Genomic DNA, 24,669 nt, shown 5'->3' with positions numbered 1-24,669 from the left:
AGCCGCCAGCCCGCTTCGCCGGGCAGCCTTCAGGCGCGCCGCGGCGTGCCGCCCGCGCTGCCGCAGGCGCGGCACAGCATCAGCGCCAGCCGCTGCAGCGCCTGCCAGCCGCTGGCGGGCCAGTCGGGCTGCTTCAGCCCCTTCACGATGCCGTCCACCACGTGCGCGGCGCGCAGCAGGCGCGCCAGCATGCGGTCGTCCAGGCGCGGCAGCACGCGCTCGAAGGCGCGCTCGCGCGGGCCCCAGATGCGGTTCTCGCGCAGCGCCATCGGCAGCGGGCGGCCGGCGGCCATGGCGTCCTTCACGCGCTTGAGGGCGCGGATGTCCTCGGCGATCGCGTAGTGCACCAGTACTTCGGCCTCGCCCTCGGCCTGCAGGCCGTCGAGCATGCGCGCCACGCGCTGCGGATTGCCCGCCAGCACGGCCTCGGAGAGCTTGAACACGTCGTAGCGCGCCACGTTGTTGACCGCGCCTTCCACCTGCTCCCAGCTCAGCTCGCCGGCCGGATGCAGCAGCGCGAGCTTCTGGATCTCCTGGTGCGCGGCCAGCAGGTTGCCTTCCACGCGATCGGCGAAGAACTGCAGCGTGCGCTGGCCCTCGTCGCCGGGCATCACGCGCTGGCCCTGCTGGCCCAGGCGTTGTGCGATCCACTGCGGCAGCGCGTTGCGCTCGATGGGGTCGACCTGGATGCTCGCGCCGTTGTTCTCCAGCGCCGAGAACCAGGCGCCGGTGCGCGTGGCCTTGTCCAGCCGCGGCAGCATCACCAGCGTGAGCGTGCTGTCGTTGCCGGGCGCCGCCTCCGCCAGCTGCTGCAGGGCAGCACTACCGTCCTTGCCGGGCTTGCCCGAGGGAATGCGGATCTCGACGATCTGCTTGTCCGCGAAGAGCGACAGCGAGCCCCCGGCCGCGAGCACCGCGCTCCAGTCGAAGTGCGCGCCAGCCACCGTGTAAGAGCTGCGCTCGGTGTAGCCCTTCGCGCGCGCCGCCGCTCGGATTGCGTCGGCCGCCTCCTGCGCGAGCAGCGGCTCGTCGCCGTGGATCGTGTAGAGCGGCTTCAGGCCCTTCTGCAGATGGGCCCCGAGCTGGGCGCTGGCAAGTTGCATGGAAACGAAGGACCCGCCTCAGATTTCCTTGAGCGCCGCAAGCCGGCGCATCAGCTGCTGCGCGATGTCCGACTGCATGTCGCGGAACAGCAGGTCGGCCTCGCCTTCCTTGGCCAGCGCGTTGGTCTCGTTGAAGCTCAGGTCGCGCGTCTGCGAGACGTCGGTGGGCGGCAGCAGGTCCTTGCCGCCGGGCGTGCGCAGCTTGAAGCGCACACGCAGCTGAAGCTGCAGCTCGCGCACCAGGCCGGCCGAGTTGGTCGAGATAACGATGCGGTTGCGGTCCTCGCTCAGGATCTCGAGCACGACGTCGGCCTTGGACGCATCCTCGGCCGACATCACCGTCACGGTGCCCGCAGCCCGCAGCTCGCGCCGGATCTGGTTGATCATGGCCGAGTTGCCCGACACCGACAGCGACTTGAACGCGAAGACCGGCGCCTTGCGCAGCTCGAAGCCGCAGCCGGTCAAGCCCAGCGAGGCGCCGGCCGCCAGCCCGAGGAGGAGGCCGCGGCGCGGCAGCGAGACGTTGCGAGTGTTCATGCTTGCTTGGATGGTTGAGCCGTTCGTGCGGCGTTTCAGATGACCACGTTGACCAGGCGGCCCGGAACCACGATCACGCGCTTGGCGGACGCCCCTTCGGCGAAGGCCACGAAGTCGTCGCAGGCCAGCGCGAGCTTCTCGATCTCGTCCTTCGAGGCGCCTGCCGGCACGCTGAGCTTGCCGCGCAGCTTGCCGTTGACCTGCAGCATGAGCTCGATCTCGTCCTGCACCAGCGCGCCCACGTCGACCACGGGCCAGGGCGCGTCGAGCAGGCCGCCCAGGTCCTTGTCGTAGCCGAGCTCGCTCCACAGCTGCTGGGCGATGTGCGGCGTGGCCGGATAGAGGCAGCGCAGCAGGATGCCGAAGCCCTCGCGCAGTGCCGCGGCGTCGCCAGCACTGCCGTCGGGCTTGAAGCCTTCCAGCGCGTTGAGCAGCTTCATCGCGCCCGACACCACCGTGTTGTATTGCATGCGCTGGTAGTCGTAGTCGACCTGGCGCAGCACGGTGTGGACCTCGCGGCGCAGTGCCTGGGCGTTCTTGCCGAAGGCCTGGCCAGCGAGTGCGACGGGCGCCACGTCGGCCTGCGCCACGCCGAAGTTCCACACGCGGCGCAGGAAGCGGAAGCTGCCTTCGACGGCCGCGTCGTTCCACTCGAGCGTGGCCTCGGGCGGCGCAGTGAACATGGTGTACAGGCGCGCGGTGTCGGCGCCGTATTTCTCGATGAGGTCCTGCGGGTCGACACCGTTGCGCTCGCTCTTGCCCATCTTGCCGACGCCGCCGTATTCCACCTTCGTGCCGTCGGCCGCGGTGCCGCCGACGATGCGGCCCTGGGCGTCGAGCACGGGTGTGACTTCGGAGGGCGGGAAGTAGTCCTTGCCGCCCTTCGCGTTGCGCGAGTAGAAGATGTGGTTGAGCACCATCCCCTGCGTCAGCAGCTTGCTGAAGGGCTCGTCGGCCTTCACCAGGCCGAGGTCGCGCATCACCTTGGTCCAGAAGCGCGCGTACAGCAGGTGAAGAATGGCGTGCTCGATGCCACCGATGTACTGGTCCATCGGCATCCAGTAGTCGGCGCCGCCGGCCACCATGGCGTCGTCGTTCTTCGGGTCGCAGTAGCGCATGAAGTACCACGACGAGTCGACGAAGGTGTCCATCGTGTCGGTCTCGCGCCGCGCGGGCTTGCCGCAGACGGGGCAGACCACGCCGGCGTGGAAGCCTTCGTGCTTGTGCAGTGGGTTGCCCGAGCCGTCGGGCACGCAGTCGGTGGGCAGCACCACCGGCAGGTCCTTCTCGGGGACCGGCACCGCGCCGTGTTCTTCGCAATGGATGATCGGGATCGGCGTGCCCCAGTAGCGCTGGCGGCTCACGCCCCAGTCGCGCAGGCGCCAGGTGGTCTGCATCTCGCCCAGGTCCTTCTGGCTCAGCGCGTGCGCCACGGCGGCGACGGCTTCCTTGTAGCTCATGCCGCTGAAGTTGTCGGAGTTGATGGTCACGCCACGCTGCTTGTCGGCGTACCAGTCCTGCCACTTGTGATAGTCGAAGTGCGGCTCGTCGTCGACCAGCACGACCTGGATGATCTCGATGCCGTACTTGTTGGCGAAGGCGAAGTCGCGCTCGTCATGGGCGGGCACGCCCATCACGGCGCCGTCGCCGTAGCTGATGAGCACATAGTTGCCGACCCACACCGGCACCTGCTCGTCGGTGATCGGGTGCGTCACCGTGAGACCGGTGGGCACGCCCTTCTTCTCCTGCGTGGCGAGCTCGGCCTCTGTGGTGCCGCCGCTCTTGCACTCCTCGATGAAGGCCGCGACCTTGGGGTCGAGCGTGGCGGCATGCGCGGCCAGCGGGTGCTCGGGCGCGACAGCGCAGAAGGTCACGCCCATGATGGTGTCGGCACGCGTGGTGAACACGTACATGCGGCCGTCCTGGATCAGCTTGCCGTCGGCGCCCTTGATGTCGTGCGTGAAGGCGAAGCGCACGCCCTCGCTCTTGCCGATCCAGTTCTCCTGCATCAGCTTGACGCGCTCGGGCCAGCCCGGCAGCTTGTGCTGGGTGTGCTCGAGCAGTTCCTCGGCGTAGTCGCTGATCTTCAGGTAGTAGCCCGGGATCTCGCGGCGCTCGACCGTGGCGCCGGTGCGCCAGCCCTTGCCGTCGATCACCTGCTCGTTGGCCAGCACGGTCTGGTCGACCGGGTCCCAGTTGACGACCTGGGTCTTGCGGTAGGCGATGCCCTTTTCGAGCATCTTCAGGAACAGCCACTGGTTCCACTTGTAGTAGCTGGGGTCGCAGGTGGCGATCTCGCGGCTCCAGTCGATGGCCAGGCCCATGGCCTGGAGCTGGCCCTTCATGTAGGCGATGTTCTCGTAGGTCCACTTGGCCGGCGGCACGCCGTTCTTCAGCGCCGCGTTCTCGGCCGGCAGGCCGAAGGCGTCCCAGCCCATCGGCATCAGCACGTTGTAGCCGCTCATGCGCAGGTAGCGCGTGAGCATGTCGTTGATCGTGTAGTTGCGCACGTGGCCCATGTGCAGCTTGCCGCTGGGGTACGGCAGCATCGAGCAGGCGTAGTACTTCTTGCGGCTCGCGTCCTCGGTGACGCGGTAGGCATCGGCGGCGCTCCATTGCGCCTGGGCAGCGGACTCGACGTCGCTGGGTTTGTAGCTGGGATTCATGGCGGTTCGGCAAGAGCCCGGCTAGGAAGCGGCCGGGAACGCGGGATTATCGCGCCGGACTAGACTCGCCCCCAGGCTGCGCGCACTTCGTGTCGCTTCGCCAACCCCCTTCCGGGGGGCAACACCTGCGGCCCGGCGAAGCCGGTTCCGCGGTGTTTCGCGAAGAATGCATGCCTGCCCGTTACCTGACGCGGACGAAAAACACACCATGAAACTGCGCCTCAAACACCTCGCCCTGGCCCTCGCGGCCGCCGCCAGCCTTGCCACCGCTCTCACCACCCCCGCCTGGGCCCAGCAGAACGACAAACCCCTGCGCATCGTCGTGCCCTTCGCCACCGGCGGCGCGCAGGACGTCATCGCCCGCTACCTGGGCGCCAAGCTCACCGACAAGCTCGGCCAGCCGGTCATCATCGACAACAAGGCCGGCGCCGGAGGCATCGTGGCCGCCGACGCGGTGGCCAAGGCGACCGACGGGGCCACGGTGCTGCTGGCCACGGGCGGCGCGGTAACCATCGCGCCGCACCTGCAGGCCAGGCTGCCCTACGACCCGGTCCACGAGCTGGTGCCGGTGGCCCTGGTGGCCGACACGCCCATGACGCTCTCGGTGCGCGCCGAAAGCCCCTACAAGACGGTGGCAGACGTGCTGCGCGACGCCAAGGCCAGGCCGGGCCAGGTGACCTACGCCTCGACCGGCAACGGCACCGTCTCGCACCTTACCGGTGCGCTGCTGGCCCAGGCCAGCGGCGTGAACCTGCTGCACGTGCCCTACCGCGGCGCCGCGCCGGCCCTCACCGACCTGCTCGGCGGGCAGGTCGCGACCATCGTGACCAGCGTGGCCTCGATCGAGCCCATGGTCGCCAGCGGCAAGGCCCGCGTGCTGGGCACCTTCTCGCGCGCCGCACTGCCGAGCATGGGCTCTGCCCCGACCATCGGCGAGGCGACGGGCCTGCCGGGCATGGAAGTGCCGGTCTGGGTCGGCGTGATGGCGCCCGCGCGCATGCCGGCGGCGAGCGTCGAGAAGCTTTCCGCGGCGCTGGTCGAGGTGTGCAACCTGCCGGAGACGAAGCAGCGCTTCGCCCAACTGGGCGCAGTCAACACCTGCGGCGGCCCGGCGGCACTGGGCAAGGTGGTCACGGAGGACAGCCAGCGCTGGGCCAAGGTCATCAAGCAGGGCGGAATCAAGGTTGACTGAGGCCGCTGCAGGCAAGAAGTACCGCGTCGGCATCGCCGGTGCCGGAGCGATCGCGCTGGCCAGCGCAGCTTGGCTGCGGCGGGCAGGCCATGGCGTCACGATCTGGTCGCCGGGCGGCCGGGGCGCGGATGCCCTGCGCACGCAGCCGCTGGAAGCCGGCGGCATCGAGTCTTTCTCGGTGAACGTCGAGGTCGCAGACGACGCAGCCGGGCTCTGCGCCGCCTCCGACGTGCTGCTGATCGCCCTGCCGGTCAACGGCCACAGGCGCGTGATGGACGCGCTGCTGCCCTTCCTGCGCGACGGCCAGGCGGTGATCGTCGGCTCGATGGCCTCGCTGTCCTCGCTCTACCTGCACGAGGCCGCGGTGCGCGCGGGTTTGCAGCGGCTCACCGTCGCCAGCTTCGGCACCACGGTGCTGACAGCGCGCCGCGAGTCCGGCACGCAGGTCCGCGTGATGACGCGGCGCAAGGCGGTCGGCGTCTCCGCCCTGCCCGCCGACCGGGTCGACGAAGCTGTCGCGCTGTGCACGGAGCTCTTCGGCGAGGGCTTCTCCGCGCAGGGCAGCGCGCTCGCCAGTGCCCTGGGCAACGTCAACCCGCAGTCGCACGGGCCGCTCGCGGTCTTCAACTGGACGCGCATCGAACGCGCCGAGAACTGGCCGCAGTACCACTGCATGACGCCCGGCGTGTCGCGCGCGATCGAGGCGCTCGATGCCGAGCGCCGCGCCGTGGCGGCCGCCTTCGGCATCGAGCTCGGCCCCATCGAGGCGCATTTCGCGCGCTCCTTCGGCACCACCGCCGAGAAGCTCGCCGACATCGCCGCCGAACTGCACGCCAAGCGCGGCGGCCCGCCCGGCCCCACGCAGACGGACACGCGCTATGTGAGCGAGGACATGCCCTACGGCCTGGCCTTCGTCGAGGCGCTGGGCGCCATCGCCGGAGTGCCGACGCCCGCGACCCGCACCATCGTGGATGCGGCCTCGCTGGTCAACGGCATCGACTACCGCCGCGAGAACGACCTGGTCGGGCCGCTGGGCCTGGCCGACGAAACCGTCGCCGGCCTGCTCGCCCGCCTATGAGGCGTCGGAGGCCTCGGCCTCGGGAAACACCGGCTCCCCGAGGTTGAGCATCAGCCGGTTGGCCCAGGCGAAGATGGCCACCGAGTGGATCAGGTCGAGGATCTCCAGCTCGCCCAGCCCTACGTCCTTGAGCTTGCGCATGTCGTCGGCCGTGACCTTGTCGGGCTCGGCGCCCAGGCGGATCGAGAACTCGACGATGGCCTTCTCGCGCGCCGTGGTGCCGGCGCCCTCGGGCTCCTCGAACACCTGCGAGATCACGTCGTTGCGCCTGGCCAGCTGCTCGAAGCGCTGGGCGTGCACCGAGGCGCAGTACACGCAGCCGTTGACGCGCGATTCCACCGTGGCGCCCAGCTCGCGCTCGGCGCGCGGCATGCCGCCCGGCGCGAACATGATCGCGTTGAAGGCGATGGAGCGCTGCAGCAGTATCTCGGGCTGGTGCGCCAGCACCAGGAAATAGGGCGAGGTGCGCGCCTGCGGGCTCATCTCGTCCAGCGCCGCGAGCTGCTCGGGCGTGGCGGTATCCACGTTCACCGTGTCCAGCCACGGCTTCCACTTGAGCACTTCGTTGGTGAAGCCCTTGATGCGGATCGGGGCGTTCATGCCGACACCTCCAGCGCGGCCAGCGCCTTCAGGCCCGCCGCGACGCGGATCTGGTACGAGAGGAAGGCGATCAGCTGGCTCATCGCCACGATGGCCGGCGTCGACAGGCCGCTTTCGGCCAGCGACTGCACGGCGGCCTCATCGCCTTCGATGGGGCGCTCGATCAGCTTTCCGGTGAAGGCCAGCATGGCCTGCAGGCGCGCGTCGGCCACGGGCTTGCCGGCATCGACCGACGCGACCGCGGCCGCGTCGGCGCCTTCGGCCAGGAGCCGGTCGCGGTAGTGCGCGGCCAGGCTGTCGGCCTTCGACACGCGGCAGGCGTGCAGCGCCACCAGCAGCCGCTCGATCACCGAGATGCCCTCGACGGCGGGGGAAAACATCGCGTCGTAGCTGCCCTGCGTCGCGGCGAGCACCTTTTCGCGCTGGCGGCGCAGCGTCCAGGTGGGCTGGTCCGGCGCCAGGGGGACGACGGCATCGATCACATCGGTAGTGCTTGTCATGGTTCGTTCTTTTCTCAGTTTCTTTCCTTGGGCGGCAGCGCGGGCGTCCATTCGTCGCCGAAGAGTTCCGGCTCCGCGAACTCCTGCAGGTAGGCCCAGTGCTGGTCGAAGTCCTCGCGGTAGAACAGGCTGGCGATGCCGCCGGCCAGCCGCCTGGCGCCGTCGCTGATGGCCGGGATGTCGCCCGACACCGTGCCGTGCGACAGCGCCGCCGGGTAGCAGAAGCAGTGGATGCGGCCGAGCCCCGGGCATTCGCCGGGCGCGCGCTCCTTGAACTCGAAAGCCGGGCCTAGGTCGGGCGAGTCGGCCAGTTCCTGGTCTTCATCGCCCGGGGCGGGCGTGAAACGGTCCTTCCAGGTTCGCACGTGGGGTGCGATGGCGGCGAACTCGGGGCGGTTCGGCCAGTCGACCTTGAAGCCGGTCGAGACGATCAGGAAGTCGAACTCGAAATCGCCCCTGGGCGTGCTAACCACCATCGCGTCGCCCTTCGGCTCGACCGAGAGCACCGGGCAGCCGAAGTTGAAGAACGCATTGGCGTGGCGCGACACCCGCAGCGTGCTGCCGTGCGGCGGCGGCACGTTCAGCACGTTGATGTAGTGGCGGATGCGCCACTTGAGCTCGTCCGGCAGGTCGTAGTGCCCCTGCGTGAGCCCTGGCACGCCGGCGCCCTTGCCCTTGTTGACGCGCGGCAGGTCGGGGCGGCGGATCAGCAGCTCGACGCTGCGCGCGCCGGCCTCCAGCGCGGTGGCGGCGCTGTCCATGGCCGAGGAGCCCGCGCCGATCACGCCGACGCGCAGGCCCTTGAGCTTGCCGTAGTCCATCTCGTCGGAGGAATGCGCCCACTTCGAGCGCGGCAGGGCGTCCACGAAGGCCGGCACGGCCGGGCCGCCGAGGCCATCGCGCCCGGTGGCCAGCACCAGGCGACGGGCCAGCACGCTGCTGACTTCGCCTTCGCTCGAGCGCAGGTCGAGGCGCACGCCGGTCGCGTCGGGCAGGGGATGGATCGCCGTGACGGTCATGCCATTGCGCACGTCCACGTTCATCACGCGGCGGTACCAGACGAGGTAGTCCATCCACTGCAGGCGCGGGATCTTGTCCATCGCCACCCAGGCCTCCAGCCCGAACTGGGCCTCGAACCAGGCACGGAAGGTGAGCGCGGGCAGGCCCAGCGCGGGACCGGTGAGCTCCTTGGGCGAGCGCAGCGTCTCCATGCGGGCGGTGGTGGCCCACGGGCCTTCGCTGCCGGCGGGCGAACGATCGAACACCACGGCGCGGATGCCCAGCTGTGCCAGCGCCACCGAGGCGGCCAGCCCGGCCTGCCCGCCGCCGATGATGGCCACGTCGATCATGGCCTCGCCATTGGCGGCCTGCCGCGGCGGCATCCAGTTGCGGGCGGGCCAGCCGAGGTAGGAAAGGTCCTGGGCGAGCCGGGCCTCGAGCGCGGCCAGGGAGGAAGAAGGGGAAGCGGGATCTGGAATCGTCATTTTCAAAACCGGGAACGGCGCTCAGTGTAGAAAGCTTCACGCCCCCCATGCCGTGCTCCGACGCTCGCATGACCGTATCACTGGCCCGGATTTCGCATGCCACAATGATTTTCAGACCACAGGGACCGGCATGGCCAGCAGCAAAACCGACGGCAGCGACAGCGAATGGTGGCGCGGCGCGGTGATCTACCAGATCTACCCGCGCAGCTTCATGGACAGCAACGGCGACGGCATCGGCGACCTGCCGGGCATCACGTCCCGGCTGGAGCACGTGGCCGGCCTCGGCGTCGACGCCATCTGGGTCTCGCCCTTCTTCCGCTCGCCGATGAAGGACTTCGGCTACGACGTGTCCGACTACCGCGCGGTCGATCCGCTCTTCGGCACGCTGGCCGACTTCGACGCCATGCTGGCGCGCATGCACGCGCTGGGCCTGAAGCTCATCATCGACCAGGTGCTCTCGCACACCTCCGACCAGCACGCCTGGTTCGCCGAAAGCCGCAGCTCCCGCGACAACCCCAAGGCCGACTGGTACGTGTGGGCCGACCCGAAGCCCGACGGCACGCCGCCGAACAACTGGCTGTCGGTCTTCGGCGGCCCGGCCTGGCAGTGGGACTCGCGCCGGCGCCAGTACTACCTGCACAGCTTCCTGGCCGAGCAGCCCGACCTGAACTTCCACTGCGCCGAGGTGCAGCAGGCGCTGCTGGGCGAGGTGCGCTTCTGGTGCGGGCGGGGGGTGGACGGCTTCCGCTTCGACGCCTGCAACCACCAGTTCCACGACGCGCTGCTGCGCGACAACCCGCCGGCCTCGCTGGCCTCCATCGGCGAGGTCAGCACGGTGCGCGCCGACAACCCATACGCGATGCAGCAGCACCTGTACGACAAGAGCCAGCACGAGAACCTGGCGTTCCTCGAAGGGCTGCGCCGGCTCCTCGACGAGTACGGCGCAGTGGCGCTGGGCGAGGTCGGCGACGAGAACGCGCCGCCGGTCATGGCCCAGTACACCGAACTCGGCAAGCGCCTGCACCTGGCCTACAGCTTCAGCCTCCTGACGGCCGACCACAGCCCCGCGCACCTGCGCCACCAGGTCGAGGCGCTCGACAGCGCGCTGGCGCCCACCGGCGGCTGGGGCTGCTGGGCAGTGTCGAACCACGACGTGCCGCGCGTCGCCACCCGCTGGAGCGGCGGCGCCGCGCCCGACACGCGCCGCGACCGGCTCTGGCTCGCGCTGCTGCTCTCACTGCGCGGCAGCGCCAGCATCTACCAGGGCGAGGAACTGGGCCTGCCCGAGGCCGAGGTGCCTTTCGAGCTGCTGCAGGACCCGTACGGCCGCGCCTTCTGGCCCGAGTTCAAGGGCCGCGACGGCTGCCGCACGCCGATGCCCTGGACCGGCGAGGCGCCCAACGGCGGCTTCACCACCGGCACCCCCTGGCTGCCGGCATACGGCCCGCACCTGCCGCTGGCCATCGAACGCCAGGCCACCGACCCCGATTCGATGCTCGCCTTCAGCCGCACCCTGCTGCACTGGCGGCGCACCCAGCCACTGCTGCGCACCGGCGGCATCCGCTTCTTCGACACGCAGGAGCCGCGGCTGCTGCACTTCGAGCGGTACGGCCACGGCGCTTCGCCGCTGCAGGCGATCTTCAACTTCTGCGGCGAGCCCGTGTCGATGCCGCTGCCGGACGGACTGACACCTCTTGTCGGACAGCCGCTGGCGGCGACCTCCGTCATCCACACCTCGGACGGAAAGCGCATGCTGCAACTGGCGCCGTACGGCGTCTTCTTCGGCGCGTCCGCCGGGGAAGGATGAAGCCGAGCCCGATCACCATGCCCTTGAAGCCGCTGCCAGAGTCCGAAATCCACGCGCTGATGCGCGCGGAGCATGGCGATGCCTTCGCCGTGCTCGGCCCGCACGAGACGCCCGAGGGCCTGGTCGTGCGCGCGCTGCTGCCCGGCGCCCAGCATGTGGCGGTGGTGCATTCGCGCACCGGCTGGCCGCTGTCGATACTCACGCGCCATCCGGAGTCCGACCTGTTCAGCGGACTCGTGCCCGCCGCCGAGGCGCGCATGGGCTATTCGTTCCAGGTCGACTGGGATACGCACACCTCGCGGCTCGAAGACCCCTACCGCTTTCCGTTCGTGCTCGGCGAGACCGACGTGTGGCTGCTGGCCGAGGGCACGCACCTGCGGCCGTGGGAGCGGCTGGGCGCGCACCTGCGCGAGATGGACGGCGTGAAGGGCGTGGCCTTCGCGGTCTGGGCGCCGAATGCGAAGCGCGTGTCGGTGGTCGGCAGCTTCAACAACTGGGACGGCCGGCGCCACATGATGCGGCTGCGCCGCGAGTGCGGCGTGTGGGAGATCTTCGCGCCGCACGTGTCCGTGGGCGACAGCTACGATTTCGAGATCCTGTCGGCGCAAGGCGAGGTGCTGCGCAAGGCCGACCCCTTCGCCTTCTCCGCGCAGCTGCGCCCCGACACCGCCTGCGTGGTGCAGCCCCTGCCCGCGCCGGTGAAGATGCCCGAAGGCCGCGCCGCCGCCAATGGCCGCGACGCGCCCATCAGCATCTACGAAGTGCACCTGGGCTCGTGGCGCCGCAAGAACGGCCACGAGTGGCTGGACTACCGCGAGCTGGCCGACACCCTCGTGCCGTACGCGCGCGACATGGGCTTCACCCACATCGAGCTGCTGCCCGTGAGCGAGCACCCCTTCGACGGCTCGTGGGGCTACCAGCCCATCGGCCTCTATGCGCCAACCTCCCGCTTCGGCACGCCGGGCGACTTCCGCCATTTCGTCGAAGCCGCGCATGCGGCCGGGCTGGGCGTGATCCTGGACTGGGTGCCCGCGCACTTCCCGACCGATTCGCACGGCCTGGGCCGCTTCGACGGCACCGCACTTTATGAGTACGCCGACCCGCGCGAAGGCTTCCACAACGACTGGCAGACGCTGATCTTCAACTACGCGCGCACGGAAGTCCGCAACTACCTCGTCGGCAACGCGCTGTACTGGCTGGAGCGCTACGGCGTCGACGGCCTGCGCGTCGACGCCGTGGCTTCCATGCTCTACCGCGACTACAGCCGCAAGTCGGGCGAGTGGATTCCCAACGCACTGGGCGGCCGAGAGAACCTGGAAGCCATCGAATTCCTGCGCCGCATGAACCGCGTGGTCGGCGTCGAGCGGCCCGGCACGGTGACCATCGCCGAGGAGTCGACCAGCTTTCCCGGCGTGACCCGCCCGCCCGAGGACGGCGGCCTGGGCTTCCACTACAAGTGGAACATGGGCTGGATGAACGACACGCTGGCGTATGCCGGCACCGACCCGGTCTACCGCAAGCACCATCACCGGCAGATCACTTTCGGCCTGATGTACGCGCACAGCGAGAACTTCGTGCTGCCGCTGTCGCACGACGAAGTTGTGCACGGCAAGGGGTCGATGATCGGGCGCATGCCCGGCGACGAATGGCAGAAGTTCGCGGGCTTGCGCAACCTGTATGGGTACCTCTGGGCTTATCCGGGGAAGAAGCTGCTCTTCATGGGTGGGGAGTTTGCGCAGTACGCGGAGTGGAATGCGGATCGCAGCCTGGACTGGCATCTGCTGGAGCATGCGTCGCACCAGGGGGTGCGGAGGCTGGTGCGGGATCTGAACAATGTTTATCGGCACTTTCCGGCGCTGCATGAGCTCGACCATGAGGCTCGGGGGTTCGAGTGGGTTGTGCATGACGACTCGGATCAGTCGGTGTTTGCGTTTGTGCGGCGGGCTCGCGATGGGGCCTTTGTTGTCGTGGTCTGCAACTTCACGCCTGTGCCTCGGATGGGGTATCGCTTGGGGGTTCCTTCTGCCGGTTCCTATCGGGAGGTCATCAATACCGATGGGGTTGTTTATGGGGGGAGTGGTGTGGGGAACGGGGTGGTTGACAGCTCTCCTGTTGCCTGGCATGGGAAGGCGGATTCGATTTCGATCGATGTGCCTCCGTTGGGTACCTTGATGTGGGTGCTGGTTTGATGACTTGGGTGGGTTGCTTTCCGGGGCCGGGTCTCGGCCCGGCGGCCGACTCACTTTCTTTTGCTTCGCCAAAAGAAAGTAAGCAAAGAAAAGGCGACCCTACTGTCCGCGTCCCTCCGCTTCGCTACGGGCAACCTGCGGTGCTCGACGTAGGAGGGGGTCCGCAGAACTCGCTCCACTTCGTTACGCTCAAACAGCTGCGGCCCTTATCCCTCCTACGTCTGCGCTCCTCGGCGCAGCCAGAAGGGAGTTGGGGACCAAACAGGCCATCGCTGCGCTCGGCCCTTGAACAGCACGGACTGGCCTTCGCTTCGCTCGGCCACGCATCGAACCCCTGCGGCTTCACCAAACTTGACGATCCGTTCCAAGCACAGCAAGCGCGAAGCGCTTGCTGTGCCTTGGTGGCCGAGCGAAGCAAAGGCCCGTGCGTCTCCCCTCCCCTCTGGCTGCGCCGAGGAGCGCAGCGTTTCGCGGATCAGGGCTCGCAGCTGTTTGAGCGAAGCGAGTTCTGCGAGACCCCGCGAAACGCGAGCACCGCAGGTTGCCCCGTAGCGCAGCGAAGGGGTCGCAGACAGCGGGGTCGCCTTTTCTTTGCCTACTTTCTTTTGGCGAAGCAAAAGAAAGTAGGTCGCCCGCCGGGGCGAGTCCCGGCTTCGGGAAGCAACCGCCCTGAGGAGCCAACAGCATGCTGAGCCCAGGCAAGCCCTACCCCTTAGGCGCAACCGCGTCGCAACAAGGCGTCAACTTCGCTCTCGCAGCTCCGACGGCAGAAGCCGTAGACCTGTGCATCTTCGACACCACAGGCAACAACGAACAACAACGCCTGAGCCTGAAAGAACAAACAGACGGCATCTGGCACGGCCACCTCCCCAGCGGCAAGCCGGGCCTCGTCTACGCCTACCGAGTCCACGGCCCCTGGAATCCGAAAACAGGCCACCGCTTCAACCCATCGAAGCTCCTCCTCGACCCCTACGCCCGCGAAATCACAGGCACCTACGACGGCAGCGACCTCTTCCTAGGCCACGACCCCGCGAACCCGGAAAAAAGAGACCCTCGAGACAACGCAGCAGTCGCCCTCAAGGCCCGGGTAGCAACCCCTCTAGCCCCGGCAGCAACAGCAGGCCACGCCCGCATCGCACCAGGCGACCGCGTCCTCTACGAACTCCACGTCAAGGGCCAGACCAAGCTCAACCCCGCGGTCCCCGCACCGCTGCGCGGCACCTACGCCGGCCTCGCCGAGCCCGCCGTGCTCGACCACCTCCAGCACCTGGGCGTCACCACCCTGAGCCTCATGCCCGTGCAGCACCGCGCCGACGAGCCCCGCCTGTTGCGCATGGGCCTGAGCAACTACTGGGGCTACAACACCATCGGCTGGTTCGCTCCGGAGGCCCGCTACTGGAGCGGCCGCCCCGGCACCACGCCCGCCAGCGAGTTCCGCGCGATGGCCGACGCGATCCACGCGCGCGGCATGGAGCTGGTGATCGACGTGGTCTACAACCACAGCGCCGAGAGCGACGAACTCGGCCCGACGCTGTCGATGCGCGGCATCGACAACGCGCTCTACTACCACCTGCGCACCGACGACCGCTCGCTCTACGAGAACTGGGCCGGCACCGGCAACTGCCTGAACCTCGGCGAGCCGCGCGTGTTGCAGCTGGTGATGGACAGCCTGCGCTTCTGGGCCTGCGAGATGGGCGTCGACGGGTTCCGCTTCGATCTCGCGCCGGTGCTCGGGCGCGCCGACGCGCAGCGCGGCTTCGACCCACGCGCGCCCTTCTTCGCCGCGATCGCGCAGGACCCGGTGCTCTCGCGCACGCTGCTCATCGCCGAGCCCTGGGACATCGGCCCCGGCGGCTACCGTCTCGGCGAGTTCCCGCCCGGCTGGCTCGAATGGAACGACCGCTATCGCGACACGCAGCGCGGCTTCTGGCTGAGGCAGGGCCACGACGACAAGGCCGGCCTCGGCGATTTCGCCCATCGCTTCGCGGCCTCCAGCACCGAGTTCGCACACCGGGGCCGGGCGCCGACGGCGAGCGTCAACTTCATCACCGCGCACGACGGCTTCACGCTGCGCGACCTGGTGAGCTACGACGAGCGCCACAACCTCGCCAACGGCGAGAACAACCGCGATGGCCACGGCCACAACCTCAGCAACAACTGCGGCGCGGAAGGGCCGAGCGACGACCCTGCCGTGCTGGCCCTGCGCACCCGGCTGCAGCGCGCGCTGCTCGCCACGCTGATGCTGTCCCAGGGCACGCCGATGCTGCTGGCCGGCGACGAGCTCGGCCACAGCCAGCAGGGCAACAACAACGCCTACTGCCAGGACAACGACACCACCTGGCTTGCATGGATCGGCACCTCCGCCCCCGGCAGCGACGCGGCGCGCCTGGGCGCCTTCATCGCGCGCCTCGCCGCGCTGCGCCGCGAGGCCCCTGCCCTGCGCAGCACGCGCTGGTGGCCGGCCGAACCGGCGCCCGACGACTCGTCGTCCCCCGGCATCCGCTGGCTGCGCCCCGACGGCGAGCCGATGACGCCCGCCGACTGGAACGACACGGGCACGGCCCTTGCAATCCACTTCGGGCATGGGACAACGGCAAAGGAAGGCGAGGGGAGCAGTTCATGGCTGGTGATGGTGAACGCGGGAGCGCAGGCCGTGTCGTTCACGCTGCCGCCGGGCGCGTGGCTCCTCTGCCTGAGCACCGATCCGGAGGCCGACACGGACGACGCCCCCCGGGCGTTGGAAGGCACGGCACAAGTGCCGTTTTCGAGCATCGGGATTGCAAGAACGTAGAAGCCAGCCGCCCGGCGCGGTGCTAGTCTCGATGCAGAAACTCTGACGGCGTATTCCAGCCAGGCGAACGACCAACAAGACGGAGACTCAGGATGGACAACCCCACACCGCAAGCGCAGCTGCCGCAGCACGAGCTGCAGGCCCATCAACTGGTACGCCGCACCATCGCCCTGGTGCTGGCCGGCGGACGGGGCTCCCGCCTCAAGCAGCTGACCGACCGGCGCGCCAAGCCGGCCGTGTACTTCGGCGGCAAGTTCCGCATCATCGATTTCGCGCTGTCGAACTGCCTGAACTCCGGCATCCGGCGCATGGCGGTGGTCACGCAGTACAAGTCGCACTCGCTCATGCGCCACCTGCAGCGCGGCTGGAGCTTCCTGCGCGCGGAACTCAACGAGATGGTCGACGTGCTGCCCGCCCAGCAGCGCATGGGCGACGAGCACTGGTACCGCGGCACGGCCGACGCGGTGTTCCAGAACCTGGACATCATCCAGACCCGTTCGACCAAGCACGACTACGTGGTGGTGCTGGCCGGCGACCACATCTACAAGATGGACTACTCGCTGATGGTGAAGGACCATGCCGAGCACGGCCTGGGCTGCACGGTCGGCTGCATCGAGGTGCCGCGCATGGAGGCCACGGCCTTCGGCGTGATGGCAGTGGACGACGGCCGCCAGATCACCGACTTCCTCGAGAAGCCCGCCGACCCGCCCGCCATGCCCGGCAAGCCCGACACGGCGCTGGCGAGCATGGGCATCTACGTGTTCGACTCCGAGTACCTCTACCAGCTGCTCGAGGAAGACAACGCCAACCCGGATTCGAGCCACGACTTCGGCAAGGACATCATTCCCCGCGCCGTGGCCCAGGGCCGTGCGCTGGCGCACCCGTTCAGCATGTCGTGCGTCACGCGGGCCTCGCGCGGGCCGGAAGCCAAGACCTACTGGCGCGACGTGGGCACGATTGATGCATTCTGGGCAGCCAACCTCGACCTGGCCTCCATCACCCCGGAACTCGACATCTATGACACGGACTGGCCCATCTGGACCTACCAGCGGCAACTGCCTCCGGCCAAGTTCGTGCTCGACCGCAACGGCCACCACGGCATGACGGTCAACACCATCGTCTCGGGCGGCTGCATCGTCTCGGGCTCCAAGGTCAGCAGCTCGGTGCTGTTCTCGGGTGTGCGCGTGCATTCCTTCTGCGAGATCAACGAGGCCGTGCTGCTGCCCGACGTGGAAGTCGGCCGCGGCGCGCGGCTGAACCGCGTGGTGATCGACCGCGCCTGCGTCATCCCCGAGGACATGGTGATCGGCGAAGATGCCGAGGCGGACGCCGCGCGCTTCGAGCGCACCGAGAACGGCGTCGTGCTCGTCACCCGCGAGATGCTGAAACGGCTGACCCCGGCCTGATCCACCCCACGATGCGAATCCTCCAGGTCAGCGCAGAACTCTTTCCCCTCCTCAAGACCGGCGGACTGGCGGACATCGCCGGCGCACTTCCCCTGGCGCTCATGGCGGCCGGGCAGGACGCGCGCGTGCTGCTGCCGGGTTTTCCGGCCATCGTGGCCGGCGTGCGCGACCTCGCGCCCGTGGCCGGCTTCGACGCACCATGGGGCGAGCGCTTCGGGTTGCGGCTGGGACACATCGACATCGAGGGTGCGCCGGGCATCCCGGCCTACGTGATCGACGCGCCGGCGCTGTACGACCGGCCCGGCAATCCCTACGAAGACAGCTCGCGCCAGCCCTACGGCGACAACCACCGCCGCTTCGCCTTGCTTGGCTGGGCCGCGGCGCGGCTGGTGCAGGGGCTGGACCCGGCATGGCAGCCCGAGGTGGTGCACGCGCACGACTGGCATGCCGCGCTCGCGCCTGCCTACCTGCACTTCGCGCGGCAGTCCGGCGCCCCGCACGTGGGCAGCGTCTTCACCGTGCACAACCTGGCCTACCAGGGCATCTTCGCGCCCTGGCACTTCATGGAGCTGGGCCTGCCGGGTGCCGCGTTCCAGATGAACGGCCTCGAGTACCACGGGCAGGTCTCGTTCATGAAGGGCGGCCTGTGCTTCGCCGACCGGCTCACCACCGTCAGCCCCACTTACGCGCTGGAGATCCAGACGCCCGAGCAGGGCTGCGGGCTCGACGGCCTCTTGCGCCAGCGCAGCGCGGTGCTGAGCGGCATCCTCAACGCGGTCGACGACCAGGTCTGGAACCCGGCCGGCGACAGTGCGCTGGTGCAGGGCTATCACACGCCCGAAGGCCGCCACATGGCGGGCAAGGCGCGCTGCAAGTCGGTGCTGCAGCACCAGCTGGGGCTGGCCGAACGGCCGGATGCGCCGCTCTTCATCGTCGTGAGCCGCCTCACCGAGCAGAAGGGCCTGCACCTGGTGCTCGGCGGGCTCGACGCGCTGCTCGCCCAGGGCGGCCAGCTCGCGCTGCTGGGCAGCGGCGAAGCCTGGCTGGAGGAAGCCTTCCGCCAGCGTGCGGCGGCCGCGCCGCAGTCGGTGGCCGTGACCATCGGCTACAACGAGACGCTGGCCCACCAGCTCTTCGGCGCCGGCGACGTGACGCTGGTGCCCTCGCTCTTCGAGCCCTGCGGCCTCACCCAGATGTACGGCCTCAAGTACGGCAGCCTGCCGCTGGTGCGCCACGTCGGCGGGCTGGCCGACACGGTGGTCGACAGCTCGCTGGAAGACCTGGCCAGCGGCGAGGCCACCGGCTTCGTGTTCGACCGCTTCGAGGCCGCCGACTACGAACGCGCGCTGCGCCGCGCCTTCGCGCTCTACGAGCGCGCGCCCGACTGGCGCCGCGTGCGCGGCAACGCCATGCGCCGGCCGGCCGACTGGGCTACCGCGGCCGCGCAGTACATCGACGTGTACCGGCAAAGCCTGAAATAGACAACCCTCTTCCGGGAGTGCCCCATGACGATCAAGGACTTCGCTTACGACCACCCCGACCGCGACGTCGCGGCCTTCAAGCGAGCCGTGGCCAACAAGCTGATCTACGCGGTCGGCAAGGACCCTGTCGCCGCCAGCCAGGACGACTGGCTCAACGCCACCTCGCAGGCGGTGCGCGACCAGCTGGTCGAGCGCTGGATGATGACCACGCGTGCCAACTACGCGCAGGACCTGAAGCGCGTTTATTACCTGTCGATGGAGTTCCTGATCGGGCGCACCTTCACCAACGCGCTGCTGGCGGTGGACCTGTACGACACGGTGCGCGAGGCGCTGGCCGACTTCGGCGTGGACATGGCAGCGCTGTCCGAGCGCGAGCCCGACGCGGCGCTGGGCAACGGCGGCCTGGGCCGGCTGGCGGCCTGCTTTCTCGACTCGATGGCCACGCTAGGCGTACCGGGCATGGGCTACGGCATCCGCTACGAGTACGGCATGTTCCGCCAGCGCATCGTCGACGGCCAGCAGGTGGAGACGCCCGACTACTGGCTCACGCGCGGCAACCCATGGGAGTTCCAGCGGCCCGAGGTGAACTACCGCGTGCGCTTCGGCGGCCATGTGCAGAAGCGCGAGGGAGCCGGCGCGCCCAGCGGCGCGGCCGACTGGGTCGACACGCACGACGTGCTCGCCGTGGCCTACGACACCATCATCCCGGGCTACGGCACGCAGGCCACCAACACGCTGCGGCTGTGGTCGGCGCGCGCCACCGAGGAGATCGACCTCTCGGCCTTCAACCGCGGCAACTACATGCAGGCGGTGGAGAGCAAGAACCACTCGGAGAACGTCTCGCGCGTGCTCTACCCCGACGACTCCACGCCTTCGGGCCGAGAGCTGCGCCTGCACCAGGAATACTTCTTCTGCAGCGCCAGCGTGCAGGACCTGTTGCGCCGCTACCTGCGCAACCACAAGACATTCGACCAGCTCTCCGAGAAGGTCAGCATCCACCTGAACGACACGCACCCGGTGCTGGCGGTGCCCGAGCTCATGCGCCTGCTGCTCGACGAGCACGGGCTCTCGTGGGACGTGGCCTGGGCGCACACGCAGAAGGTGTTCAGCTACACCAACCACACGCTGATGCACGAGGCGCTGGAGACCTGGCCGGTGGAAATGCTCGGGCGCATCCTGCCGCGGCACCTGCAGATCATCTACGACATCAACGCGAAGTTCCTCGCCACGGTGACGCAGAAGGTAGGCAACGACGTGGAACTGATGCGCCGCCTCTCGCTGGTCGACGAGACCGGGGAGCGCCGCGTGCGCATGGCCTACGTGGCGGTGCTCGCGAGCCACTCGGTCAACGGCGTGTCGGGGCTGCACTCGGAGCTGATGAAGCAGTCGATCTTCTCGGACTTCGCGAAGATCTTTCCCGAGCGCTTCAACAACAAGACCAACGGCGTCACGCCCCGGCGCTGGCTGGCGCAGGCCAACCCGCCGCTGGCGGCGCTGCTCGACCAGCGCATCGGCAAGGGCTGGCGGCGCGACCTCTCGCAGCTGGAGGCGCTCAGGCCCATGGCCGCGCAGCCGGCCTTCGTGCGCGCCTTCCGCCATGCCAAGCGCGAGAACAAGCTGCGGCTGGCCAACTGGGTGGAGCAGCACCTGAAGATCGACATCGACACCGACGCGATGTTCGACGTGCAGGTCAAGCGCATCCACGAATACAAGCGGCAACTGCTCAACGTGCTGCACGTGGTGACGCGCTACCACCGCATCCTCGACGCACAGGCCGCTGGCACGCCGCTGGACATGGTGCCGCGCGTGGTGGTATTCGCGGGCAAGGCGGCGTCGGCGTACGCGATGGCCAAGCTGGTGATCCGGCTCATCAACGACGTGGCGGCCACCATCAACGCCGACGCGCGCGTGGGCAAGCTGCTGAAGGTGGTGTTCCTGCCGAACTACAGCGTGAGCCTGGCGGAGATCATCATGCCGGCGGCCGACCTGTCGGAGCAGATCTCCACGGCGGGCACGGAAGCCTCGGGCACCGGCAACATGAAGTTCGCGCTCAACGGCGCGCTCACCATCGGCACGCTGGACGGCGCGAACGTCGAGATGCGCGAGAGCGTGGGGCCCGAGAACATCTTCATCTTCGGCAACACCACGCCCGAGGTGGCCGACATCCGTGCCCGGGGCTACCAGCCGCGCGAGATCTACGAAGGCAACGCCGAACTCAAGCGCGTGCTAGACGCGATCCGCGACGGCGCCTTCTCGCCGGACGAGCCCTCGCGCTACCAGGGCATCTACGACGCATTGGTGAACTGGGGCGACCACTACCTGCTGCTGGCCGACTACGCGAGCTACGTGGCGAAGCAGGCGGAGGTCGACGCGCTGTATCGCGACTCGGACGCGTGGACGCGGATGGCGATCCTCAACGTGGCGGGGATGGGGGTGTTCTCGTCGGATCGCACGATCGCGCAGTATGCGCACGAGATCTGGCACACCAAGCCAGTGGTGCTGGGCTGACCCGGCCCGGCTACAGGGGCTAGCTGCCGGGCTTCTTCGCCGGCTCGGCCTCGGTCACGAAGCCGATGCGGCTCAGCCCCGCCTTGTTCGCGATGCCCATGAGCGCGACCACCTTGCCGTAGGGCACGGTCTGGTCCGCACGCAGCTGCACCTCGGTGTCCTTGCTGTCGGCGGCAGCCTTTTCGAGCTGCTGCGCCAGTTCCTCGTCGGTCACGGCCTTGTCGTTGAGGAAGACCTTGCCCGAGGCGTCGACCGAAAGGCTCACGAACTTCGGCGCGTCGTTGGGCTGGCCGGCGTCGGTCTGCGGCAGGTCGAGCTTGATCGAGCTGGCCATCAGCGGCGCTGTGATGATGAAGATCACCAGCAGCACCAGCATCACGTCGACCAGCGGCGTGACGTTGATGTCGGACAGCGGCCGCTGCGCCCCGCCACCCATGGCGCGCCCGCCGCCGCCGGCAGCGCTGCCCAGTGATGTGCGACCGAAGGCCATGGCGGTGTTGTGCCTCTCGGTATGTGGCTAGACCGGCATCGGCCGCGCGGGCGGCGGCGCGGCGGATGCCGGCGGGGCGCCGAAGCTGCCCAGCAGGTCGTGCGCGAAGCCTTCGAGCTCGGCTTCGATGCGGCCGATGACGCGGCCGAAGACGTTGTAGGCCAGCACGGCCGGAATGGCCACCGCCAGGCCGAAGGCCGTCATGATGAGCGCCTCGCCGACCGGGCCGGCCACCTTGTCGATGGTGAAGCCGCCGGTCTGGCCGGCGATGCCCGTCAGCGCGCCGTAGATGCCCCAGACCGTGCCCAGCAGCCCGACGAAGGGCGCGGTGGCGCCAACGGTGGCCAGCAGGATCTGCCCCGCCTGCAGCCGCCGCAGGGCGCCATGCAGGGCGTCGCGCAGCACGCGCGTGAGGCGCTGGTTGCGGTCGACCGTGGCGCCCAGCGTGCCGGCCGGTTCGCCCGCGGCCACGCTGCGGATGGCCGAGACGGCGGGAGACACGAGCGTCGCCCGGTCGAAGGCCCTGAGCTTCTGCTCGGCATCGGCCAGCGTGGACGACTGCCAGAACGCCGCGATGCTGCGCAGCACGTCGCGCGTGCCGCCGCGCAGCAGCCATGCCTTCCAGAGGATGATGACCCAGCTCGCGATCGACATCGCAAGCAGCAGCGCGGCCACCGAACGGCTGACACCGTCACCGTGGGCCAGCAGTTCGAGCACGCTCATCGGCGGTCCTTCTTCGTCGCTTGGTCAGCGAAGGCCGAGCACATCGTACATGTCGAACAGGCCCGCGCGCTGTCCGGCCAGGAAGCGCACCGCGCGCAGGCTGCCCTGGGCGTAGGTGACGCGGCTGGACGACTTGTGGGTGATCTCGATGCGCTCGCCGGTGCCGGCGAACAGCACGGTGTGGTCGCCCACGATGTCGCCGCCGCGGATGGCCGAGAAGCCGATGGTGGACGGGTCGCGCTCGCCGGTGATGCCTTCGCGGGCGTACACGGCGCAGTCCTTGAGGTCGCGGCCCAGCGCGTCGGCGATGACCTCGCCCATCTTGAGCGCGGTGCCCGAGGGTGCGTCGACCTTGTGGCGGTGGTGCGCCTCGATGATCTCGATGTCGTAGCCGGTCGCCATGGCCTTGGCCGCCATTTCGAGCAGCTTGAAGGTGACGTTGACGCCCACGCTCATGTTGGGCGCCATCATGATCGCGATGTCCTTGGCGATCTCGGCGATCTCGGCCTTCTGCGCGTCGCTGAAGCCGGTGGTGCCGATCACGGCCTGCACGCCCAGCTCGCGGCAGACCGCGAGGTGCGCGAGCGTGCCCTCGGGCCGGGTGAAGTCGATGAGCACCTGCGCGTCCTTCAGGCCTGCGCGCAGGTCGGACACGATGGACACGCCGCTGGCGAAACCCAGGAAGGCGCCGGCATCGGAGCCCAGGGCCGGGCTGCCGGCGATGTCGAGAGCGCCGGCCAGGCGCAGGTCGGGCGCATTGCGCACGGCCTCGATCAGCATGTGGCCCATGCGGCCCGAAGCCCCGGCGATGCCAACGCGGCGCGGCGCGGAGGCGGAATTGGCGGAGGAAGTGGAGATGGATTCAGTCACGCGGATTCAGTCAGTCTTCGAGGTTTTCGAAACGGCCCGAGGCGGTCAGGAACGGCCGGGAACATGGATCGACACGAAAAGGACGGCCGCCTGGCCTCTCGGCTCGGCGGCCTCCCCGTTGCCGCCGATGCTCCAGCGAGCGCTCAGCGCGCGGCTTCGAGCGGGGGGTAGGCGGCCGGCAGCGGCGGCAGGGAGGCCGACGGCGAGGCCTTGTCGGCATCGGCCTTTTTGTCGCCGTCCTTGGGCGCGTATTTCTTGAGCTCGTCTTCCGAGGCCTCGAGCGTGGGCACCTTGCCGGATTTCTTGCGGGTGTCGAGCGTGGCGACGAATTCTTCCTCGCTGGGCATCTCGTCGCCCTCGAAGCGGTCGAGCAGCTCGCCGTTGAAGAACACCGTGAGGTGGCGTTCCTGCGGGTCGACGCCCTGGCGGCGGATGGTGAAGACGTAGTCCCAGCGGTTGGAATGGAAGACGTCGTTCAGCAGCGAGGTTCCGAGGATTTCACGCACCTGCTGGCGGGACATGCCCGGCTTGAGCGCCGCAACCTGTTCCTTCGACACGAAATTGCCCTGGACCACCTCGACTTTGTAGGGAGTTACGGCGGCCAGCGCACCACGCGTGCGCTCGGTGAAACCGCTGCAGGCACCGAGGGCGAGCGTTGCCGCGACGGCGGCAGCCAGCAGCCAGGGCCGGCGTTGGAAGATGGCAGGCATGGGAGGAAAAGGGGGTAGCGATATGATCGGCCATTGTAGCGGCTGGCCTTTTCGGGGCCTTTCGCCGCGGCCCCGCCAGGGGCGCAGGAACCAACATGGCCAACATCGACGAACTCAAGAATACCGGCCTCAAGGCCACCCTGCCGCGCCTGAAGATCCTGGAGATCTTCCAGACCGGCGCCCAGCGGCACATGACGGCGGAAGACGTGTTCCGCGTGCTGCTCAACGAGCACTCCGACATCGGTCTGGCCACGGTCTACCGGGTGCTCACCCAGTTCGAGCAGGCCGGCATCCTGGAACGCAGCCACTTCGAAAGCGGCAAGGCCGTCTACGAGCTGAACGAAGGCACCCACCACGACCACCTGATCTGCACCTCCTGCGGCAAGGTCGAGGAGTTCTACGACGCCGAGATCGAGCGCCGCCAGCAGATGATTGCCAAGGACAAGGGCTGGATCCTGCAGGACCACGCCATGTCGCTCTACGGCTTGTGCGGAGACTGCGCGAAGAAGCGTTGACCCCCCGGCTTCTCACTTC

General features: G+C 68.8%; 19 protein-coding genes. 9 read left to right on the top strand and 10 right to left on the bottom strand.

All coding sequences use genetic code 11. The annotated features are described in order from the left end of the window. Positions 1-29: 29 nt before the first annotated feature. From holA to leuS, 3 genes are read right to left on the bottom strand one after another with little or no spacing between them, the layout of a single operon-like run. Positions 30-1,103 carry a DNA polymerase III subunit delta gene (holA, locus tag ABL843_RS02795; RefSeq protein ID WP_418118892.1) on the bottom strand — a complete coding sequence of 358 codons (1,074 nt, stop codon included), beginning with the start codon at positions 1,101-1,103 and terminating at the stop codon, positions 30-32. 18 nt (positions 1,104-1,121) lie between these two features. Beyond that, the gene (lptE, locus tag ABL843_RS02790) at positions 1,122-1,640 is read right to left on the bottom strand and encodes an LPS assembly lipoprotein LptE (protein WP_418118891.1); all 519 of its coding nucleotides are present in this window, start codon (positions 1,638-1,640) and stop codon (positions 1,122-1,124) included. A gap of 35 nt (positions 1,641-1,675) precedes the next feature. Next, a complete protein-coding gene (leuS, locus tag ABL843_RS02785; RefSeq protein WP_418118890.1) occupies positions 1,676-4,306 on the bottom strand; it encodes a leucine--tRNA ligase in 2,631 nt (876 codons plus the stop codon). Positions 4,307-4,514: 208 nt separating this feature from the next. On the opposite strand from leuS, the gene ABL843_RS02780 reads away from it, so the two are divergent. Together ABL843_RS02780 and ABL843_RS02775 are read left to right on the top strand one after the other, a co-directional pair. Then, positions 4,515-5,498 carry a Bug family tripartite tricarboxylate transporter substrate binding protein gene (locus ABL843_RS02780; protein WP_418118889.1) on the top strand — a complete coding sequence of 328 codons (984 nt, stop codon included), beginning with the start codon at positions 4,515-4,517 and terminating at the stop codon, positions 5,496-5,498. Then, the gene (locus tag ABL843_RS02775) at positions 5,491-6,576 is read left to right on the top strand and encodes an NAD/NADP octopine/nopaline dehydrogenase family protein (protein WP_418118888.1); all 1,086 of its coding nucleotides are present in this window, start codon (positions 5,491-5,493) and stop codon (positions 6,574-6,576) included. The genes ABL843_RS02780 and ABL843_RS02775 overlap by 8 nt, the downstream gene beginning before the upstream one ends. On the opposite strand, the gene ABL843_RS02770 is transcribed toward ABL843_RS02775, so the two are convergent. The 3 genes from ABL843_RS02770 to ABL843_RS02760 are packed head-to-tail and all read right to left on the bottom strand — an operon-like array spanning position 6,571 to position 9,160. Beyond that, a complete protein-coding gene (locus ABL843_RS02770) occupies positions 6,571-7,176 on the bottom strand; it encodes a peroxidase-related enzyme (protein WP_418118887.1) in 606 nt (201 codons plus the stop codon). The two genes, ABL843_RS02775 and ABL843_RS02770, sit on opposite strands and share 6 nt — an antisense overlap. Then, positions 7,173-7,676, bottom strand: a complete 504-nt coding sequence (locus ABL843_RS02765; protein WP_418118886.1) for a CMD domain-containing protein — start codon at positions 7,674-7,676, stop codon at positions 7,173-7,175. The genes ABL843_RS02770 and ABL843_RS02765 overlap by 4 nt, the downstream gene beginning before the upstream one ends. A gap of 14 nt (positions 7,677-7,690) precedes the next feature. Then, positions 7,691-9,160 carry an NAD(P)-binding domain-containing protein gene (locus ABL843_RS02760; RefSeq protein WP_418118885.1) on the bottom strand — a complete coding sequence of 490 codons (1,470 nt, stop codon included), beginning with the start codon at positions 9,158-9,160 and terminating at the stop codon, positions 7,691-7,693. Positions 9,161-9,290: 130 nt separating this feature from the next. Between ABL843_RS02760 and ABL843_RS02755 the strand changes: the two genes are divergently transcribed. From ABL843_RS02755 to ABL843_RS02730, 6 genes are all read left to right on the top strand, one after another. After that, positions 9,291-10,967, top strand: a complete 1,677-nt coding sequence (locus ABL843_RS02755; RefSeq protein WP_418118884.1) for an alpha-amylase family glycosyl hydrolase — start codon at positions 9,291-9,293, stop codon at positions 10,965-10,967. A 17-nt stretch (positions 10,968-10,984) separates the two neighbouring features. Continuing rightward, positions 10,985-13,156 (top strand): 1,4-alpha-glucan branching protein GlgB, encoded by a 2,172-nt coding sequence (gene glgB / locus ABL843_RS02750; protein WP_418118883.1) that lies wholly within the window; start codon positions 10,985-10,987, stop codon positions 13,154-13,156. Positions 13,157-13,841: 685 nt separating this feature from the next. Continuing rightward, entirely contained in the window at positions 13,842-15,947 is a 2,106-nt protein-coding gene (glgX, locus tag ABL843_RS02745; protein WP_418118882.1) for a glycogen debranching protein GlgX, read from the top strand. A gap of 92 nt (positions 15,948-16,039) precedes the next feature. Then, positions 16,040-17,353: a glucose-1-phosphate adenylyltransferase gene (gene glgC, locus ABL843_RS02740; RefSeq protein WP_418118881.1), complete on the top strand. Its 1,314-nt coding sequence runs from the start codon at positions 16,040-16,042 to the stop codon at positions 17,351-17,353. 11 nt (positions 17,354-17,364) lie between these two features. Continuing rightward, positions 17,365-18,834 carry a glycogen synthase GlgA gene (gene glgA / locus ABL843_RS02735; RefSeq protein ID WP_418118880.1) on the top strand — a complete coding sequence of 490 codons (1,470 nt, stop codon included), beginning with the start codon at positions 17,365-17,367 and terminating at the stop codon, positions 18,832-18,834. A 24-nt stretch (positions 18,835-18,858) separates the two neighbouring features. Then, positions 18,859-21,342, top strand: coding sequence for a glycogen/starch/alpha-glucan phosphorylase (locus ABL843_RS02730; RefSeq protein WP_418118879.1), 2,484 nt, complete (start codon positions 18,859-18,861; stop codon positions 21,340-21,342). Positions 21,343-21,361: 19 nt separating this feature from the next. On the opposite strand, the gene ABL843_RS02725 is transcribed toward ABL843_RS02730, so the two are convergent. The 4 genes from ABL843_RS02725 to ABL843_RS02710 form a co-directional block, all read right to left on the bottom strand. Further along, entirely contained in the window at positions 21,362-21,832 is a 471-nt protein-coding gene (locus ABL843_RS02725) for an ExbD/TolR family protein (RefSeq protein WP_184640097.1), read from the bottom strand. Positions 21,833-21,859: 27 nt separating this feature from the next. Further along, complete coding sequence (locus ABL843_RS02720) at positions 21,860-22,555, bottom strand: MotA/TolQ/ExbB proton channel family protein (RefSeq protein ID WP_418118878.1); 696 nt, start codon at positions 22,553-22,555, stop codon at positions 21,860-21,862. A gap of 24 nt (positions 22,556-22,579) precedes the next feature. Next, complete coding sequence (dapB, locus tag ABL843_RS02715; RefSeq protein WP_418120432.1) at positions 22,580-23,344, bottom strand: 4-hydroxy-tetrahydrodipicolinate reductase; 765 nt, start codon at positions 23,342-23,344, stop codon at positions 22,580-22,582. Between the two features lie 224 nt (positions 23,345-23,568). Beyond that, positions 23,569-24,135, bottom strand: a complete 567-nt coding sequence (locus ABL843_RS02710; protein WP_184640104.1) for an outer membrane protein assembly factor BamE — start codon at positions 24,133-24,135, stop codon at positions 23,569-23,571. 95 nt (positions 24,136-24,230) lie between these two features. Between ABL843_RS02710 and fur the strand changes: the two genes are divergently transcribed. Then, positions 24,231-24,650 carry a ferric iron uptake transcriptional regulator gene (fur, locus tag ABL843_RS02705; protein ID WP_126022248.1) on the top strand — a complete coding sequence of 140 codons (420 nt, stop codon included), beginning with the start codon at positions 24,231-24,233 and terminating at the stop codon, positions 24,648-24,650. The last annotated feature ends 19 nt before the right edge of the window (positions 24,651-24,669 follow it).

Origin of the sequence: Variovorax sp. 350MFTsu5.1, assembly GCF_048302515.1 — a bacterium.
Lineage (GTDB): Bacteria > Pseudomonadota > Gammaproteobacteria > Burkholderiales > Burkholderiaceae_C > Variovorax > Variovorax guangxiensis.
Note: the sequence above shows the minus strand (reverse complement) of the source record. Positions and strands in the feature narration are given on the sequence as shown.

Excerpts from the sequence above, each read along its gene's own strand:
- fur (WP_126022248.1), top strand. The coding sequence starts at position 24,231 with ATGGCCAACATCGACGAACTCAAGAATACCGGCCTCAAGGCCACCCTG.
- ABL843_RS02725 (WP_184640097.1), bottom strand. The coding sequence starts at position 21,832 with ATGGCCTTCGGTCGCACATCACTGGGCAGCGCTGCCGGCGGCGGCGGG.
- glgX (WP_418118882.1), top strand. The coding sequence starts at position 13,842 with ATGCTGAGCCCAGGCAAGCCCTACCCCTTAGGCGCAACCGCGTCGCAA.
- ABL843_RS02770 (WP_418118887.1), bottom strand. The coding sequence starts at position 7,176 with ATGAACGCCCCGATCCGCATCAAGGGCTTCACCAACGAAGTGCTCAAG.
- ABL843_RS02730 (WP_418118879.1), top strand. The coding sequence starts at position 18,859 with ATGACGATCAAGGACTTCGCTTACGACCACCCCGACCGCGACGTCGCG.
- holA (WP_418118892.1), bottom strand. The coding sequence starts at position 1,103 with ATGCAACTTGCCAGCGCCCAGCTCGGGGCCCATCTGCAGAAGGGCCTG.
- glgB (WP_418118883.1), top strand. The coding sequence starts at position 10,985 with ATGCCCTTGAAGCCGCTGCCAGAGTCCGAAATCCACGCGCTGATGCGC.
- glgC (WP_418118881.1), top strand. The coding sequence starts at position 16,040 with ATGGACAACCCCACACCGCAAGCGCAGCTGCCGCAGCACGAGCTGCAG.
- lptE (WP_418118891.1), bottom strand. The coding sequence starts at position 1,640 with ATGAACACTCGCAACGTCTCGCTGCCGCGCCGCGGCCTCCTCCTCGGG.
- ABL843_RS02720 (WP_418118878.1), bottom strand. The coding sequence starts at position 22,555 with ATGAGCGTGCTCGAACTGCTGGCCCACGGTGACGGTGTCAGCCGTTCG.
- ABL843_RS02780 (WP_418118889.1), top strand. The coding sequence starts at position 4,515 with ATGAAACTGCGCCTCAAACACCTCGCCCTGGCCCTCGCGGCCGCCGCC.
- glgA (WP_418118880.1), top strand. The coding sequence starts at position 17,365 with ATGCGAATCCTCCAGGTCAGCGCAGAACTCTTTCCCCTCCTCAAGACC.
- dapB (WP_418120432.1), bottom strand. The coding sequence starts at position 23,344 with ATGGGCCACATGCTGATCGAGGCCGTGCGCAATGCGCCCGACCTGCGC.
- ABL843_RS02765 (WP_418118886.1), bottom strand. The coding sequence starts at position 7,676 with ATGACAAGCACTACCGATGTGATCGATGCCGTCGTCCCCCTGGCGCCG.
- ABL843_RS02710 (WP_184640104.1), bottom strand. The coding sequence starts at position 24,135 with ATGCCTGCCATCTTCCAACGCCGGCCCTGGCTGCTGGCTGCCGCCGTC.
- leuS (WP_418118890.1), bottom strand. The coding sequence starts at position 4,306 with ATGAATCCCAGCTACAAACCCAGCGACGTCGAGTCCGCTGCCCAGGCG.
- ABL843_RS02755 (WP_418118884.1), top strand. The coding sequence starts at position 9,291 with ATGGCCAGCAGCAAAACCGACGGCAGCGACAGCGAATGGTGGCGCGGC.
- ABL843_RS02760 (WP_418118885.1), bottom strand. The coding sequence starts at position 9,160 with ATGACGATTCCAGATCCCGCTTCCCCTTCTTCCTCCCTGGCCGCGCTC.